General features: G+C 64.6%; 11 protein-coding genes and 1 pseudogene. 6 read left to right on the forward strand and 6 right to left on the reverse strand.

All coding sequences use genetic code 11. The annotated features are described in order from the left end of the window. Nucleotides 1–39: 39 nt before the first annotated feature. Nucleotides 40–354: a putative quinol monooxygenase gene (locus CH302_RS11040; protein WP_230596332.1), complete on the reverse strand. Its 315-nt coding sequence runs from the start codon at nucleotides 352–354 to the stop codon at nucleotides 40–42. Between the two features lie 90 nt (nucleotides 355–444). Between CH302_RS11040 and CH302_RS11045 the strand changes: the two genes are divergently transcribed. After that, complete coding sequence (locus CH302_RS11045) at nucleotides 445–1,500, forward strand: Ldh family oxidoreductase (RefSeq protein WP_037192464.1); 1,056 nt, start codon at nucleotides 445–447, stop codon at nucleotides 1,498–1,500. 113 nt (nucleotides 1,501–1,613) lie between these two features. On the opposite strand, the gene CH302_RS11050 is transcribed toward CH302_RS11045, so the two are convergent. Further along, on the reverse strand, nucleotides 1,614–2,795 hold the full coding sequence (locus CH302_RS11050; protein ID WP_037192462.1) for a lipase family protein: 1,182 nt from the start codon (nucleotides 2,793–2,795) through the stop codon (nucleotides 1,614–1,616). A 628-nt stretch (nucleotides 2,796–3,423) separates the two neighbouring features. After that, nucleotides 3,424–3,768: pseudogene (locus CH302_RS30565) on the reverse strand (transposase); the annotation flags it as partial. Between the two features lie 317 nt (nucleotides 3,769–4,085). Here CH302_RS30565 and CH302_RS11065 point away from each other — a divergent pair. Both CH302_RS11065 and CH302_RS11070 read left to right on the forward strand, forming a co-directional pair. Next, nucleotides 4,086–5,372 (forward strand): LssY C-terminal domain-containing protein, encoded by a 1,287-nt coding sequence (locus tag CH302_RS11065; RefSeq protein WP_094649944.1) that lies wholly within the window; start codon nucleotides 4,086–4,088, stop codon nucleotides 5,370–5,372. Further along, entirely contained in the window at nucleotides 5,369–6,007 is a 639-nt protein-coding gene (locus CH302_RS11070; protein WP_037192460.1) for a DUF998 domain-containing protein, read from the forward strand. Before CH302_RS11065 ends, CH302_RS11070 begins: the two co-directional genes overlap by 4 nt. Before the next feature lie 4 nt (nucleotides 6,008–6,011). Here CH302_RS11070 and CH302_RS11075 read toward each other — a convergent pair whose 3' ends face one another. After that, nucleotides 6,012–6,848, reverse strand: a complete 837-nt coding sequence (locus CH302_RS11075) for a hypothetical protein (protein ID WP_037192458.1) — start codon at nucleotides 6,846–6,848, stop codon at nucleotides 6,012–6,014. 312 nt (nucleotides 6,849–7,160) lie between these two features. Between CH302_RS11075 and lysX the strand changes: the two genes are divergently transcribed. Genes lysX through CH302_RS11090 form a run of 3 tightly spaced genes read left to right on the forward strand, consistent with a single transcriptional unit; the run spans nucleotide 7,161 to nucleotide 14,425 of the window. Then, nucleotides 7,161–10,502, forward strand: a complete 3,342-nt coding sequence (lysX, locus tag CH302_RS11080; protein ID WP_037192456.1) for a bifunctional lysylphosphatidylglycerol synthetase/lysine--tRNA ligase LysX — start codon at nucleotides 7,161–7,163, stop codon at nucleotides 10,500–10,502. A gap of 3 nt (nucleotides 10,503–10,505) precedes the next feature. Continuing rightward, a complete protein-coding gene (locus CH302_RS11085) occupies nucleotides 10,506–11,942 on the forward strand; it encodes a basic amino acid/polyamine antiporter (protein ID WP_037192454.1) in 1,437 nt (478 codons plus the stop codon). 50 nt (nucleotides 11,943–11,992) lie between these two features. Beyond that, on the forward strand, nucleotides 11,993–14,425 hold the full coding sequence (locus CH302_RS11090) for a phosphoketolase family protein (protein WP_052047823.1): 2,433 nt from the start codon (nucleotides 11,993–11,995) through the stop codon (nucleotides 14,423–14,425). Nucleotides 14,426–14,508: 83 nt separating this feature from the next. Here CH302_RS11090 and CH302_RS11095 read toward each other — a convergent pair whose 3' ends face one another. After that, nucleotides 14,509–15,702 (reverse strand): PrsW family intramembrane metalloprotease, encoded by a 1,194-nt coding sequence (locus tag CH302_RS11095; RefSeq protein WP_052047822.1) that lies wholly within the window; start codon nucleotides 15,700–15,702, stop codon nucleotides 14,509–14,511. Beyond that, on the reverse strand, nucleotides 15,699–16,325 hold the full coding sequence (locus tag CH302_RS11100; protein ID WP_037192452.1) for a hypothetical protein: 627 nt from the start codon (nucleotides 16,323–16,325) through the stop codon (nucleotides 15,699–15,701). Before CH302_RS11100 ends, CH302_RS11095 begins: the two co-directional genes overlap by 4 nt. Between the last annotated feature and the right edge of the window lie 346 nt (nucleotides 16,326–16,671).

The following is a 16,671-nucleotide window of genomic DNA, read 5'->3' on the forward strand; positions in this document are numbered from 1 at the left end:
TGAAGTTCTCCTGGATAGGTGGCCCGAAAACGAGAAACGTCAAACGGACTCGGATGCGATCACGGTGGTGACGGAACTGCCGAACGTGTTGTGTTGCGAGCCGGGAACGATGACGTCGTCGGCGATCTCCCGCCAGGCAGCGAAATGTGGTGACGCTTTGTGCGCGTCGAACGCAGCGCGGTCGGTGTAACGCTCGTAGTAGAAGAAGTGGTTGGGTTTGCTCTCGTCCTCGAATACGTCGAACTGATGGCACCCGGGCTCATTCCGGACCGATGACTCTGCGTTCTCGATGATCGCGCCGATGAATTTCTCGCGCTTGTCGGGTTTGACGCTTACCGACACCAGCAGGTTCATGATGAAAGGCTCCTCGACTCGAATGTGATCCACGTTATGTATGTCGTAGTGTATACCTAAACGTATCGACTGAAACGAGGGATTGATTCCATGACCGACGAAACCCGCATCGAACCCGATGCGCTCATCGAGTTCGCTGCCGCGGTCCTGCGGTCTCACGACGTTCCCGACACCGATTCCCGACTCGTGGCGGACAGTCTCGTGCAATCCGACCTGTGGGGGCATCAGTCCCACGGTGTGCTCCGTTTGCCGTGGTACGTGGCGCGGCTCCGTACCGGTGCGATGACGGCGGTCACCGCACCGGAGGTCATCGCGGATGCGGGTGCCCTGCAGATCCTCGACGGCCGGGACGGTATCGGTCAGGTGTTGACCGAGACCGCCCGGAAGTCGGCGATCGAACGGGCACGTCGATACGGAATCGGGATGGTAGGAGTCCGCAACTCGAACCATTTCGGTACTGCGATGTACTACACCCGGCGTGCAGCACTCGACGGCTGCGCGTCCATCCTGACCACCAACGCCAGCCCAGCGATGGCACCGTGGGGTGGGCGCGAGAAGCGTCTGGGCACCAACCCCTGGTCGATCGGGGCACCTGCACCCACGCCGGGGGGAGCAGTGGTCGTCGACATCGCGAACACCGCCGTTGCCCGGGGCAAGATCTACCTCGCGCGAAATAGAGGCGAATCGATCCCGGACACGTGGGCGATGAACGCCGACGGCCGCATCACCACCGATGCATCCGAGGCGATCGACGGCGTCATCTTGCCGATGGCGGGCCACAAGGGTTACGCCATCACCTTCATGATGGACATCCTTTCCGGCGCGCTCACCGGCAGTAACACCGGCACAGCAGTGAAGGGACCGTACGTCGCGGACCAGCCCAGCGGAGCGGGCCACATGTTCATCGCCATCGACGTCGCGAGCGCAGGCAAGACCGAGCAGTATCTCGAGGCCGTACAAGGGTTGATCGACGAGGTGCATTCCACCCCGCTGGCAGAAGGCACCGACCGCATCTACTACCCCGGCGAGGTCGAGGACAACGCTGCGGCACGCAATCTCGCCGACGGTGGAGTGGTGCTGGCCGAACAGACCCTCGCCGACATCAGGGCCCTGGCAACTGAAACCGGCACCTCTCTTCCCTTCTGAATCCTGCCCGCCCTTTTCAGAACTGTACGAGGAGATCTGTTGTCCGCCTTCACCGTTGACCGCCGTGATCGACGCGATGCACACCTATCACGCCGAACTCGGCGGGCGGCGAGCTAACCCGAACCGTTGACCGCGAATTGCCCTGCGGTCCAACGCAACACGAATGGCAGTCCAGTCATGGCACCGATGAAGTGATCGCCTGCCACGGGCTCGTAATGCACGTCGGCCCCCTTGCTGCGCCACTGCTCGATCAGGGCAGACACGCCGGCCTCGGGGATGAAGCGATCGCCGATCCACTTGCTCGCGGAACCATGGAAGAGCGCGACCGGCACCGTCGGCGCGTCGGCGCCCGGACGGTTCGCGGCGATCACCCGCCGCGCGATGTCGGAGTCGAACGGGTCGGGCTCGGACGCCAAATCCTCGATTCGCATGCGTGCCAACCCGCCCAAAGCCAGGGGGAGGACGGACATGTCCTTCACCCAGGACGCCAACAGCAGCGCCTTTGGGCCGAACAATTCCACCATCTCGGGGTGCTCACGGGCGAGACCCATGGTTGCCGCGCCCAGCAGGCCGGCCGCGACGGTGCCGTTCATGGTGTCCAGCAGCATCGAGAAGTCGGTGGGCGTTCCACCGGCGACGGCGCCCGCCAACCTCACGTCCGGCGCGTACCTCGGCTGCAGCTGCGCCGTCCACGTGGTGGCGATCGCGCCACCGCTGTAGCCGTAGGCCACCACTGGGCTGTCGGCGAGCTCCGGGGCGACGACCGTCATCCCGCGTAGCGAGTCCAGGACGGCATGGCCTGCCATCGTGCCTTCGGAGTACGACATCCGCGGGCCCTGGTGATCGGCGACGAGGACGGCGTATCCGCGAGCGAGCCAGAGCGGCATCACCGGCGGGAGGTCGGCGCCGACACCGTGCACGAGCCGGTACGACGGCGTGCTCTTGGCTCCGAGGGAATCGATGGCCACGTTGTGGGCGACGACGGGCCGCGGTCCGCGCCCGGTCCACGGCCGCTTCGGGATCAGCAGCGAGGCGGTGACACCGGCGGGGAGACCCCGCGCGTCGGTTGATCGCACCATGAACTGATGCAGGGCGGTTCGCGGCCGGGGCACCAGACCGCGGGTCGTGCGCTGCCGGATCACCGCACCGGGTGCTAGGTCTTCGATGCCGGGAGGGGTGAGGAAGAAGGCGTCGTTGTCGATCGGGGTCGGAAGGATCGAGGCATGGGGATCGTCCGGAGGCTGCAGAGGCAGTCGTCGAGTCAATACGCGATCGAGCACACCGAACAGAGTCATGATCCCCCGACATTCTTCCCGAGCCGTATCCATCCCCGCGGTCACCGTACACCGCGAGGCGATCGGTGAACGCAATAATGGAGACGTCCCCGCGGTCCACCCCTCACTGTGGTTGAACCGAAATGCTTTTCGAAGAATTCATCATGCCCGCTCTGCGGCGTCCACCCCCTCGGCGCATCACACCGAGAGCGGGCAGCTCAGGCCATTCGAGGAACGACTGTGCCGGGACTCTGGTCGACGAGGGTATCGAATTGACCGCCCCTCGATGCAGCAGCGAACTCCCTACCTGCTCATCAGTCCGTGCTCGTCGTCATAGCCTGCGGCGAAATGTACGAAGCCCGGTCAGGATTGCTGCCGCAGCAAACAAACAAGTAGCCACCGATGACCAGACCGAAAACTCACCGTCCTGAGTTCGAGTCACCGAGACAACGGCCCACAGCAACGCCAGCCCCGACCAGAAGAAGACCCACCTCGTCCCGCTCGGAAAGTTCACCGTCGACTCCTCGCATTCGGGACTGCCCCTACGTCGGTTGCCTCGTGGGGTCGAATGATTCGGCCCGCGTGTGCGGTCCGGTTGATTGTCTCGAACTCGACGGTAGGCCACCTCTGCGGTGAGCGGCACATCGGGCGCGCGGGTCGACCATCGCCGGGGCGAGGATGTTTTTCTGCAGCAGAGCGAAGTAGGACTCCATAGGGCGTTGTCACCACACGCCCCGACCCGGCCCATGGAACCTCGTAATCCTTTGCGCAAGAGAGCATGCACCGAATTCCTGGACCGGAATTGGCTACCGCGATCCGAGTGGGCGTTCGTCCTCACCGAGCTTCTTTGCGCCACAGCATCATCCAACGTGGACACCGACGACGAGGCCTTCATTCGGGAGGGGATCTAGTAGCGGACGATCCTGTTGGACCACATGTCCGTGATCGTGCACAGGAACAGCTTGCCGTCGTCCGTGCGGTGTCCGGTGATGTCGGTCGGCCGCAGATCCCGCCCGCCGTCGCGAAGCGAATCGCGGGCGCCAGGCAAGCATCCCGCTTCGAGGCAAACGCGTGGGACCTGTGTGGGCGCTTCACCAGTTGGTCCGAATCGAAAGCTCACGTGACCTCGCCGGCGCATTCGTTGTCGATGCCGCCGACACCCGTACCGAAGCGTCGTCACGACAGGCCGACGATTCGGCGGGCTGTTCCGTTGTGTGACAGCGCGTATGCGAACTCACCACACCGCTGGGGTCTTGGGCCGATTCGAGTAATCGGTCTTACTTGTGGTGGGGCTTCGTGCAGAATCGGTATATGTCGATCGACCGATCGCAGGATCGTGAGCTCTCGCTCGTCGGTGTCGTGGATTGGGCGTTTTTCGCCTATTCGGGTGTGGCGGCAATCTGGTTGGCCTATGTCCTGCTGCGCGACGGCGTGGTCGGTGGTTGGCAACTACCGCTGCTCGTGGTCTTCTGGCTCTTCGTCACCTACCTCGTACTTCCTCGGCTGCATGGCATCCTCACCAGCGTTTACGTGCCGAACTATTTCATCGGACGCGCGCGCACCAGCGATGGGCTGCTGGGCGACCCCGTCAACCTCGGATTGCTGGGCGACGAAGCACAGATTCAAGAGGCTTTCGATGCCGCCGGGTGGACGCGCGCCGACGATCTCGGCCTCGGCACCTCGTGGCGACTGGTGCGTCGTATCGCGTCGAGGCGCAGTTACCCGCAGGCACCGGTGAGTCCGTTGTATCTCTTCGGTCGACAGCAGGATTTCGCCTATCAGCGCGAGGTGGCAGGCAGTCCTTCGAAGCGACACCACCTGCGACTGTGGCGATGCCCGCCGGGATGGTTGCTACCGGGTGGCTTCCCGGTGCACTGGCTGGGTGCCGCGACGTACGACCGACGAGTAGGACTGTCGCTCTTCACATTGCAGGTGACGCACAAGATCGAGGAGGACATCGACGTCGAACGCGACTTCGTCGTGGGTACCCTCACGGAGGCTGCGCCGGCGGTGACGGTGCGGACGCTCGAGCGCTTTGCTTCCGGCTATCACACCCGGAACGGGGGAGGCGATCGCATCCTCACCGACGGCGATCTGCCGATCCTCGATCTGAGCGCCGTCACGACATCGTCGATCCAGCACGATGCCCCGACAGACAGCCGGGACCGCCGTCCCGCGATGATCATGCTCGGATCGAGCTTGGCACTGCTCAGGGGAGCCTGCTACCTCACACTGGCACTGCTGCTGCTCACGGCTCCGGACCTGCTTGTCCGGCTGGGAAGCCGCGACGTGGTGGATCTGACGAACACGGTCACCGTAGGGACGGTGGTGGCCGTGCTTGTCTCGTTGACGGTGATCGATGTCTTCCTCGCCCTGCGGGTCATGTCCGGCTATCAGTGGGCCCGACTCGGCTTGATGTCCGCGTGTGCGTTGACGTCGTTGGTGGGTTTTGCGTCCACTCTGGGGAACCGGGCTCCGCTCGGTATCGGTGATCTTCCGGCCATCGGCGGGAGTATCCTTGTACTGCTGGCGCTTTCGAGTCCACGTTCGCGGGAATGGTCGAGTCGGCGTAGCCGAAGTGATCGGGTCGGCTCATGACGAACATTCGGTCGCGAGTCTGGATCGGGATCGGTCTGGTGGCCGCGTTTCTCTACGCCAACTTCCTGATCGATTGGGTGCTGCGTGACTTCCGTGGCCTGGGTGAGGTCGTCAGCGAATTGCAGGCCCCGGGGGAGCCGAACGCAGTGTTGTTGCGCGTCACCGACGTCGTGTGTGCCGTGCTTGTGGTCGCGCTACTGCCGCCGGTGAGGTCGGCGCTGCCCTCGGGGTGGTGGCGTGAGGTCGCTGTCTGGGCGACGGTGGTCTTTGCGCTCGGAGCAATCGCAGCCGCCGTGGTGTCGGCCCCGTGCGGCCCGAGCGTCACGTGTTCGTCACCGTCCGACCAGCTTCAGTTGCAGATTCACGATGGCGCAAGCCTGCTCTCCAACGTTGCCCTGTTCACCGGTGTCGCTGCGGTCTGGTTCGCGACACGTACCACCGGTCCTCGATGGTTGAAAAGGTTCGCGTGGTGGACTTTCTGGATTGTCGGAGTGGTCGCCAGTCTCGTCTTCGGGTATTTCGACAGTGCCACCGAGCCGTCATCGGCTGTGGGTGTGTCCCAGCGCATTCACATCGTCGGCATCAGCGCCTGGATCGTCTGCCTCGGGGTGGTCGCGGCGCGGGGCCGACAGTAGGCGCTCACGTCGTGGGGGCCTCTTCCTCGATTTCTCCATGACGAGCGAGGCTGACCGCTCCGGCGACAGCCAGGACGAAACCGATCGCAGCAACGATTCCCCATCCCGGCCGTGGTGCATCGCCCAGCAGAGTGAGACCGACGATCGCAGGCGCGATGGTCTCGCCCACGACGACGGGGGCCGTCGCCTGCGTCACGGTGCCACGCTGCAGGGCCACCGAGTAGGTCAGGAGCGCGGTCACTCCGCCCAGCACCAACGCCCAGGTGGCGGGGCTGGCGGGGATGGCCGCGAGGTCGTCGGGCAGCATCCGCGCTGCCACTGCCGTTGCGCCGAAAGCCAGGCCGGCCACGGCACCCATAGCCGTCGCGCCCGCGGCACCGTTGAGCCGCCCTGCGGGGATGGCAAGCATCACGAGCACGACGGTGGCGATGAGGACACCCCAGGTCTCGGCCGCCGATACGGCGACCTCGGCGTCCTCGGCCGCCGAGGACCCGACGAGCACGAGGCCGATGACGACGACCGCGATACCCACCTTGTCTCGGCGCGAGAGGGGCATTTTCAGGAAGATCGCGCCCAGGATGGCGGTGATGGCGAGGAAGCTCGCCACGATGGACTGGACGACGAACAGCGGGAGGGAACGGACGGCGACGAGACCGAGCAGGAACCCGAGGCCGTCGAGGCCCACTCCGAGCAGATATTTCCAGGATCTCAGGAGCCGGACGAGCAACCGCGGATCGAGTCCCTCGACCTGGGCTGTGCCGCGTGCCGCGGCTGCCTGCAGGATCGACCCGACGCCGTAGCAAATGGCGGCGACAACAGCAGTGGTGAGACCGAGGGTCATAGGGACAGTCTGCCGCATTCGCAATCAGGTTGTCGCCGTTCGGCTCTGGCGGTTTCATTTAGGCATCGCAGCTTATCGCGGTGCAATTATCTGAGTCCGCCTACATTGTTCGGCAAAACAGGCATTGTGAATCTTTTCGCTTTCCGCATCATGACGACGTCCACATTCGGATACGCTCGATTCGGCGGTCGCCCAACATGATCCGACGGCCGACGTGCAGGGGAACCTTGCCCGCGCGAGCATCTTCAAATGGCATGTCCGGAAAAGAATTGCCGCCCAGGGGGCGGCTCGTTCGCGGGAGGTATCCCTTTCATGACTGTGGAGCAAAAAGAGGAACGCGGCGCAATCCAGCCTCAGCGGCCATCCCCCGACCGTTGGCCCGACCTGTTTGCCGCGGCTGCTTTTCTTTTCGCGACCTTTGTCCTGGTGATCACGCTGGTACCGCCGTGGTACCGCTACTTCGCAGCGGACGACGACATCGTGTCGCTCTTACTGGTGCCCGTGTACCCGGGACTCGTCTACGCCGCGCTGCTGTACGTGATGGGCGTGGCCCTGCGGCGACGACTTCGACCTGCCCTCGTGCTCCTGATCGCGTGGTGGTTCGTCATCCCGAGCATCGGTCGGGTCTGGAACATCGTCGACGGCGAACACGTGGTGCCGAACATCCTCGGAGTGCTCGTCAGCCTCGCGCTGGTGGTACTGGCGTGGCGGGTACGGGCTCAGTTCGTGGCTCGTCGCGTGCCGGGGAGCCTGCGCCGAGCCCTTGCGGTCTTCCTCGGCGGAGGCATCGTGATGCTGCTGCTCGGCTCGGTATTGGTGCGTGCGTTCGGCACTGCCGACGGCATCGGCAGTGCCGCAACATACGTCCTGTCGACGATGTTCGCCGATGTCGGGCGTGCCGGAACGGATCTCGTCTCGGGAGTCAGCGCGCCCATTTGGGTACGCGCCATCGTGGGGTTCGTCGGGGCCGTCGTGGTCATCGGTGCCGCAGGAATTTTCTTCGGTGCACCGCGCAAGATCACGACTCCCGAGGCGATCGACGAAGCCATCGTGCGCGGAATGCTGCGGGACCACGGTGACGAGGACTCGCTCGGCTACTTCGCGACGCGTCGCGACAAGGGTGTCGTATGGGACTCCGGCGACGCCGGAACGGCGCACGCCGGTATTTCCTACCGTGCGATCGGTTCGGTATGCCTGGCGAGCGGAAACCCGGTCGGTGCCAGAGAGTACTGGCCCGGAGCCATCGAGGCCTGGCGACGGTGGTCTCGTGAACAGGGCCTGTCCCTCGCGGTGATGGGGGCCGGCCACAGCGGAGCCGAGGCCTACGCCGAAGCAGGCCTGACGATGCTCGACATCGGCGACGAGGCGATCGTGGACATGGCGACGTTCTCGTTGAACGCCCCGGGGATGAAGGAGGTGCGGCGGTCGGTCGATCGACTGCAGCGGCGTGGGTACACCGCCACTGTTCTGCGGCATTCTGCGCTGAGCGCCGATGACTTCGCGGCGCTCGCGGACGCAGCAGAGCACTGGCGCGGAGACGGTGGCGACGAGCGTGGGTTCTCGATGGCACTGGGCCGACTTGCGGATCCGCTCGACGGCGACTGCGTCCTGGTGCGGGCGAACGACGAGACCGGACGGTTGCGAGGGTTCCTGAGCTTCGTCCCGTGGGGCAGGACCGGTCTGTCTCTGGACCTGATGCGTCGAGATCCCACAGCCGACAACGGACTCGTCGAGTTCCTCGTCGGCGCCCTCGCGGCACAGGCCTCGCGCATCGGCGTCGGCCCGGTCTCGCTCAATTTCGCGATGTTCCGCGAGGCTTTCGAGCGTGGCGCTCAGGTCGGGGCAGGGCCGGTTGCGCGGGTCTGGCGGCAGGGCCTGCTGCTCGCGAGCAAGACATGGCAGCTCGAGTCGTTGTACCGATCGAATGCGAAGTACCTACCGGACTGGCAGCCGCGCTACATGGGCTACGAGTACGCCTCCGACCTGCCACGAGTGGGCACGGCCGCCGGTAGTGCCGAGGGCTTCCTGACGGTTCCCTCGATCAACCTGTTGCGCCGCCGAGGCCGCGGCGACGACGGTCTCGCCACCGGACACGAGGAGTACGCCGAGCAGGTCCGGACGCTGATTCCCCCGGCACGGGACGTGGTCGCCGAGGCCCTGTCGATCGACCGTCTGCCGGACCAGATGCGGGTGCGTCGGCTCAAGCTCGACCGACTCCGCGAGGAGGGTGTCGACCCCTACCCGGCCACTGCGCCACGAACTCACACGCTGGCGCAGGTCAGGGACGAGGCGGGCGAGCTGCCTGTCGACACCGAGACCGGCACGGTCGTCTCTGTCGTCGGACGGGTCGTACTCAAGCGCGACATGGGAAGCGTCGCGTTCGCCACCTTGCGCGACGGCAGCGGCGACCTGCAGGTCATGGTCGACGTGCAGCACCTGGGGGCGAACGACCTGCACTTCTGGGAGCATTCCGTGGACCTCGGTGACCAGGTCGGGATCACGGGTGAGGTCGTGACCACCCACAAGGGAGAGCTGAGCGTGCGGGCGACCTCGGTTATGATGACCAGCAAGTCTCTGCGCCCACTTCCTGACAAGCACAAGGGCCTCATCGACCCCGAGGCCAGGATTCGCATGCGGTACGTGGACCTGATCGTTCGACCGGAAGCCCGAACGGTGGCCTACCAGCGCGCGACGGTGGTGCGCAGTATTCGGGACTCACTGCAGAGTCGGGGATTCACCGAGGTCGAGACGCCCATTCTGCAGACCGTGCACGGTGGGGCGAACGCACGTCCTTTCGAGACGCACATCAACGCCTACGACATGGATCTCTATCTGCGTATCGCCACGGAGCTACACCTCAAGCGGCTGCTGGTCGGAGGTATGGAGAAGGTCTTCGAGGTGGGTCGGCAGTTCCGTAACGAAGGAGCGGACTTCAAGCACAACCCCGAGTTCACGTCCCTCGAGGTCTACGAGACCTACGGCGACTACAACACCATGCGCATGCTGACGCAACAGCTGATTCAGGAGGCTGCGATCGCAGTCCATGGTGAGCCGATCGCTCGGCGTGCCGACCGTGACGGCAAGATCGTCGAGTACGACCTCTCCGGCAACTGGCCGGTCAAGACGATGTGCCAGGCCGTGTCCGAGGCACTCGGCGAGGAGATCACGGCCGATACCCCCAAAGCGGAGCTGCTTCGCCACGCCGAGAAGGTCGGTGCCGAGCTGGTCGAGGACCCGACGTGGGGAGCGGCGCTCGAAGGCATCTACGAGGAGCTCTGCGAGGGGCAGACGACGACGCCCGTGTTCTACACGGACTTCCCGAAGGAGAACGCTCCGCTCACCAGGCCGCACCGCGGCGACGGACGGCTCGCCGAGAAGTGGGACCTGGTGATCTTCGGTGCCGAGCAGGGCACCGCGTACTCCGAATTGGTGGACCCGGTCGACCAGCGCGAGCGTCTCGTCACCCAGTCGTTGCTGGCCGCGGCCGGGGACGCGGAGGCGATGCAGGTGGACGAGGATTTCCTGGAGGCGTTGGAGTACGGCATGCCGCCGACCGGCGGAATGGGACTCGGCGTCGACAGGCTCGTCATGAACCTGACCGGCCTCAGCATTCGTGACACGATCCTGTTCCCCATCGTTCGCCAGCAGCACTGACCCATGACGGGTACCGCGGAACAGGCGGACCGCAAGGTCAACGTGACCACGTTGACCGCGATGGTCGTCGGGTCGATGGTCGGTGGCGGGATCTTCACCCTCCCGGGTGGTTTCGGCTCCGCCACCGGTGTGGTCGGGTCCCTCATCGCATGGGCCATCGCCGGATCCGGAATGCTCATGCTCGGACTGGTGTTCCAGTCGCTCGCCCTGCGGAAACCGGACCTCGACAGCGGAATCTACATCTACGCCCAAAAGGGTTTCGGGAACTATGCAGGCTTCAACGCCGCGTGGGGATACTGGGCCAGCAACATCGTCGGAAACGTGTTCTTCCTGACGTTCGCCATGGCGAGCATCGGAGCTTTCCTCCCTGGTCTCGGAGCCGGAAACACGGTGCTCGCGGTGATCTGCGCGTCAGTGATCATCTGGGTCGTTCACCTGCTCATAGTCCGGGGGATCCGTCAGGCAGCGATCATCAACAGGATCGTGACAGCGGCCAAGCTGCTGCCGATCGCCGTCTTCGTCGTGATCTGCGTGGTGGCCTTCGACCCCAGCGTGTTCGCCCAGAACTTCTGGGGCCGTGACACGGGGGAGAGCCTGTTCACGCAGGTCACCGACACCATGCTCCTGACCACCTTCGTCTTCCTCGGCATCGAGGGGGCGAGCGTGTATTCACGGATCGCCCAGAAGCGCGCCGATATCGGCCGTGCAACCCTGGTGGGCCTACTCAGCACACTCGCCCTCTTCGGCTCGGTGACGACGGTGTCGTACGGCGTGCTTCCCCGCACGGACCTGGCCGACGCCGCGGCCCCGTCGATGGGCGTCGTACTCGAAGAGGTCGTCGGGCCCTGGGGTGGGACGCTGATCGATCTGGGGGTCGTGATCTCGGTGTTGGGTGCGTACCTCGCGTGGACACTACTCAACGCCGAGGTCATGTTCATGCCCGCGAGAACCGGGATCCTGCCCAAACGGCTCGCCCGAGAGAACGCCGGTGGAACACCGGTGGCAGCCCTGGTGCTCACGAACATCAGCGTGCAGATCTTCCTGCTGCTCGTTCTGGTCGTCGGTGACGCGTTGGACTTCATGCTCTCGCTGGACACGGCCCTGACTCTGATTCCCTACCTGCTTGCGGCTGCGTACGCGGTGAAGCTGACTCTCACTCGCGAGACCTACGGTCCGGGCGATGACACCGAGCGACGCCGTCAACTCGTCATCGGGATCCTGGCAGTCGTGTACTCCGTCTTCCTGCTGTACGCGGCAGGCGTGGAGTACGTGCTGCTCGGCTGCCTGGTGTACGCCCCGGGGACGCTGCTCTACGTCGTGGCTCGGCGCGAGCATTCGGGTCGGGTGTTCACCGGCCCGGAACGCATCGTGTGCGGGTTGCTCACGGGGGCAGCAATTCTCGCGCTTGTGCTGCTCGGTACGGGCGACATCACGGTCTGACGACAGGGAGAGTGCAATGTTCGACGAACACAGAGAATCGAGGAGCGACCATGGTCTCTGACAGCACAGTAGCGCTCGACGAAGCGGAGCTGACCGCTATCGATCGGTGGTGGCGGGCAGCGAACTACCTGTCGGTCGGACAGATATACCTCCTCGACAACCCGATGCTCGAGCGTGAGCTCGTTCCGGAGGATGTCAAGCCGCGCCTACTCGGTCACTGGGGGACCAGTCCCGGGCTGAATCTCGTGTACGCACATGTGAATCGGCTCATCCGCAACCGTGACGTCGATGCCATCTTCTTGGCCGGACCCGGGCACGGCGGGCCGGCTCTGGTGGCCAACGCGTACCTGGAAGGCACGTACAGCGAGGTCTACCCGCACATCGGGCAGGGTACCGACGGATTGCGAAAGCTCTTCCGGCAGTTCTCTTTTCCCGGCGGAATCCCCAGTCACGTGGCACCGGAGACGCCGGGCTCGATCCACGAGGGCGGTGAACTCGGGTACGTGCTCTCCCACGCCTACGGTGCGGCGATGGACAACCCCGACCTCGTTGTCGTCGCGGTGGTCGGTGACGGAGAGTTCGAGACCGGGCCGTTGGCCGCCTCGTGGCACAGCAACAAGTTCCTCGATCCGGTCCACGACGGGGCGGTACTGCCGATCCTGCATCTGAACGGCTACAAGATCGCCAACCCGACCGTTCCGGCGCGCATTCACCGCGAGGAGCTGGAGAGCCTACTGCGGGGCTACGGCCACGAGGTGATCACCGTCGAGGGCGACGACCCGGCGCAGGTGCACCAGCAGATGGCCGAGGCCATGGACAGGGCCCACGATCTGATCACGGAGAATCAGCGCGCAGCGCGGGTGGACGGCGACCTCGAACGGCGTCCGGGTCCGATGATTCTGATGGTCACCCCCAAAGGGTGGACCGGTCCGAAGGTCGTCGACGGGCTGCCGGTGGAAGGTACGTGGCGGGCCCATCAGGTCCCACTGGCGGCGACTCGCGAGAACGACGAGCATCGCGCTCAGCTCGAGCAGTGGATGCGGTCGTACCGGGCCGAGGAGTTGTTCGGGACCGACGGGGTGTTGATCGAGTCGGTGCGGGCGCTCGCCCCGGTGGGGGACCGTCGGATGAGCGCCAACCCGCATGCCAACGGAGGCCTGCTGACCCGTCCCCTCCGGTTGCCGGATTTCCGTGACCGAGCCGTCGAGGTCAGCGAACCTGGAGGGTCGATCCACGAGCCGACGCGGGTCCTGGGTGAATACCTGATCGACGTGGTGCGGGACAACCCCACGAACTTCAGAATCTTCGGCCCGGACGAGACTGCATCGAACCGGCTCAACCCGGTGTACGAGGTCACCGACAAGGTCTTCGCCGGCACCATCGTGGACACCGACGAGCACCTGGCGCGATCGGGACGCGTGGTGGAGATACTGTCGGAGCACACCTGCCAAGGGTGGGTCGAGGGTTACACCCTGACCGGACGGCACGGGCTCTTCAGCTGCTACGAGGCGTTCATCCACCTCGTCGACTCGATGTTCAACCAGCACGCGAAGTGGCTCAAGACCACCCGCGACATCCCGTGGCGACCACGGGTGCCCAGCTTGAACTATCTGCTGAGCTCACACGTGTGGCGTCAGGACCACAACGGATTCTCGCACCAGGATCCCGGCTTCATCGACCATGTGGTCAACAAGCGAGCGGAAGTCGTGCGGGTCTACCTGCCGCCGGATGCCAACACGTTGCTGTCCACCATGCAGCACTGCCTGGAAAGTCGGCACTACGTCAACGTCGTCGTGTCGGGCAAGCAGCCGTCGTTCGATTGGCTCACCGGGGACGAGGCCGATCTGCACTGCGCTCGGGGAGCAGGGATCTGGGAGTGGGCCTCCAACGACGAGGGACATCCGGACGTGGTGATCGCTGCCGCAGGCGATGTCCCCACCCTCGAGGCGCTCGCCGCCGTCAGCATCCTGCGGGAGGGTCTGCCGGACCTGAAAGTGCGGTTCGTGAACGTGGTGGATCTGATGCGGCTGCAGGACGAGACCGAGCATCCGCACGGGATGCCGCAACGCGAGTACGACAGCCTCTTCGGGGTGGACGTGCCGGTGATCTTCGCCTACCACGGCTACCCATGGCTGATTCATCGTCTGACCTACCGCCGAGCCAACAACGCCCATCTACACGTGCGTGGCTACAAGGAGGAGGGAACGACCACCACGCCCTTCGACATGGTCATGATGAACGACATGGACAGGTTCCATCTGGTCATCGACGTCATCGACCGCACTCCACGACTCGGCTCGAGGGCGGCGTCGCTACGGCAGGAGATGGTCGACACCCGAAGGCGTGCGCGACAGTGGACCCGAGAGCACGGTGACGACCTGCCGGCCGTGCGGGACTGGCAGTGGACCACGCGTGGTCAATCGCCCGAGAAGGGCAATTCACCGTCGGTCACGGCTGCTGCTTCCACGAGCGCCGACTTCTGACTCGGACGCCGTAGGGCCGGGACACAAAAAACCGGTACCGTCCGAAATGCATTTGGGCGGTACCGGTTTCACGTGGTTCTCGGTCAGCCGGCCTTGGCGCGTAGGCGCTCGACTTCCGAGCGAGAGTGACGTACGGCCTCGGTGTCGGCTCCCTTGTCGTGGGCAAGGTCGTGGGCGAGGTCGAGAATCGCGCGCCGAAGGTGCTTGCGTGCTCGACGGGACTTGTGATGCGGCGCGGACTTGATGAAGGCCTTACGCGCCTTCTTCTCCAGAATGCCGTCGATCTCGGCGTCGGTTACGGTTCCCGCTTCGACCTCGGGGGCGAGGATGTCGCGGACGAACTGGTACTCCCGCGGCGCTGCCCGCCGGAACGCGATGGTCAGCACCGTGAAACCGAGCACGATGGAGGCGATCATGACGGGAATGGTCAGGATGCCACCCTGGCCGAGTCCGCCTGCGTCGTCCCAGGTGAAGTGCAGAAACATGCCCAACAACACGAAGGCCAGTCCGCGCCCGATCCGACGTGGCTGGGCCGCGGTGCCGATGAGGTAGATGACACCCGAGCAGACAAGGGCGCTGAAGAGCGGGTGCGAGGCGAAGCTGACCGCGATACGGGTGAACGACATCGACACGGCCTGACCGACCGGATCGGTACCGAATGCCCCAGCGGTGGAGTTGGCGGCATATTGGAAGTCCTCGAACACCGCGAACCCGAGTCCGATGAAAGCCCCGATGATCAGGCCGTCGTTCGCGGTTCTGATCAAGCGCGGGGCAAGGCCCATGAGTAGTACGAAACCGCAGAGTTTCGCAGCCTCCTCGGTGAACGGTGCCGCGGCACCCGCCGCCCAGTCTGCAACCCATTCCTGCCCGAACAACTTGGAATAGATGCCGAGCAACGCGTTGTTCGCGGGCAACGCGAATGCGAACGTAGCCGCAACACCACCCCACAGGAGCGCGGCGACGATCAGGCGGCCCGGCTGACGTTCCCACCGGTCGATGTGGCGGAACCAGGCGAACCACGCCAGACCACACAGTCCGCAGAGGACTGCCGCTGCAACGAATCCGTCTGCGTAGAACCCGGCCGTCGGTTGGAAGAAGGACCACGTCTGGAAAGCGCCGAGTCCCATCAGGAGCACGTACACCCAGAACGAGAGGTTGTGAGGTTGTACGAATACGAAGCGCTCACCCCAACCGGAGACCTCGAGAGCCTCAGCTTGGCGTCGCCGGGCGTCGGGGCTCACGGCATGCGTCGCTGTGTTCGTTCCGGTCTCGCTCATGCGTTGTTCCCGTCTACGGTACGGATGCTCGCGATCATGGTTTGGATGCTGTCGTTGGCTGCCGTCATCTGAGAGGGAGGACCGTATGCGGCGATCTTGAGACCGGTGCCGTCGAGTACGAATGCTGCAACCACGCCGTCGCCGTTCACGCTGCTGTACGGCTGAGCGACCCCGGTCTCTCCGGTGAACGTCGTGAGGGTGGTGCGGTCCCCGTCGACCCGGAAGGTCGGGTCGTCGGTGCGGGAAGTGACTTTCTCGACCTGATCCAGAAGCTCGTCGGGTGTGCCGGCGAACGAGTCCGCCGAGATCTCGAAGGTCACGCCACTATCGGAGATGGTGGCGTCGCCGTGTCTGCGGCCGTCGTCGGTCACGCGGAAACCATCTTCGACGGTCCAGCCGGTGGCCGGGGTGAAAATGATGTTCTCGGTGATCGCCAGTTGCTCTCCTGCGAGAACGGGGTCCTCCAAGCCGATTGCTGCATCGACACGCGGTATCACGAAGGTCATGATGACGAATACCGCGACAACGAAGAGTGCGGGTGGAAACGTCCTTCGATCGAGTCCGAGCACCCGATGCTCCGGCGGCACCCGGTGTTTGTGTGTCGCAGTGTGTATCAGTGTCACGGATACCCCTCGGCCCAGATCGTTGTTCGAGTTTTCACGGACCTTGTGGTCGATGAAGTCCAGAAAATGTGCGGTGAACAGGCCGGCGCTCCGTCGCCGAGTGCAGTGCCCGTAGATTCACCGCCGACGAACGGACAAGCAGCGGTGATGGTCTCGATGTATGGATTTTATTGTGCGACCGAACGCCAGGGCCGTACCCGGCATCGCCGGTAAAGCTCAGGACGCGGGCGCGTTCCCGTTGTCCGCGCTTCCGGTGAACAGCTGAGTGAGCAGGACAAGAAGGTTCGGTTCGAGTTCGCTGGACGAGAACATACGAAGGACTCCTCTGTTCGCGTGAGTGTGATGC

Source organism: Rhodococcus sp. 15-2388-1-1a (assembly GCF_002259145.1).
Classification (GTDB): Bacteria; Actinomycetota; Actinomycetes; order Mycobacteriales; family Mycobacteriaceae; genus Rhodococcoides.

Excerpts from the sequence above, each read along its gene's own strand:
- CH302_RS11045 (WP_037192464.1), top strand. The coding sequence starts at position 445 with ATGACCGACGAAACCCGCATCGAACCCGATGCGCTCATCGAGTTCGCT.
- CH302_RS11075 (WP_037192458.1), bottom strand. The coding sequence starts at position 6,848 with ATGACCCTCGGTCTCACCACTGCTGTTGTCGCCGCCATTTGCTACGGC.
- CH302_RS11050 (WP_037192462.1), bottom strand. The coding sequence starts at position 2,795 with ATGACTCTGTTCGGTGTGCTCGATCGCGTATTGACTCGACGACTGCCT.
- CH302_RS11040 (WP_230596332.1), bottom strand. The coding sequence starts at position 354 with ATGAACCTGCTGGTGTCGGTAAGCGTCAAACCCGACAAGCGCGAGAAA.
- lysX (WP_037192456.1), top strand. The coding sequence starts at position 7,161 with ATGACTGTGGAGCAAAAAGAGGAACGCGGCGCAATCCAGCCTCAGCGG.
- CH302_RS11095 (WP_052047822.1), bottom strand. The coding sequence starts at position 15,702 with ATGAGCGAGACCGGAACGAACACAGCGACGCATGCCGTGAGCCCCGAC.
- CH302_RS11085 (WP_037192454.1), top strand. The coding sequence starts at position 10,506 with ATGACGGGTACCGCGGAACAGGCGGACCGCAAGGTCAACGTGACCACG.
- CH302_RS11065 (WP_094649944.1), top strand. The coding sequence starts at position 4,086 with ATGTCGATCGACCGATCGCAGGATCGTGAGCTCTCGCTCGTCGGTGTC.
- CH302_RS11090 (WP_052047823.1), top strand. The coding sequence starts at position 11,993 with ATGGTCTCTGACAGCACAGTAGCGCTCGACGAAGCGGAGCTGACCGCT.
- CH302_RS11070 (WP_037192460.1), top strand. The coding sequence starts at position 5,369 with ATGACGAACATTCGGTCGCGAGTCTGGATCGGGATCGGTCTGGTGGCC.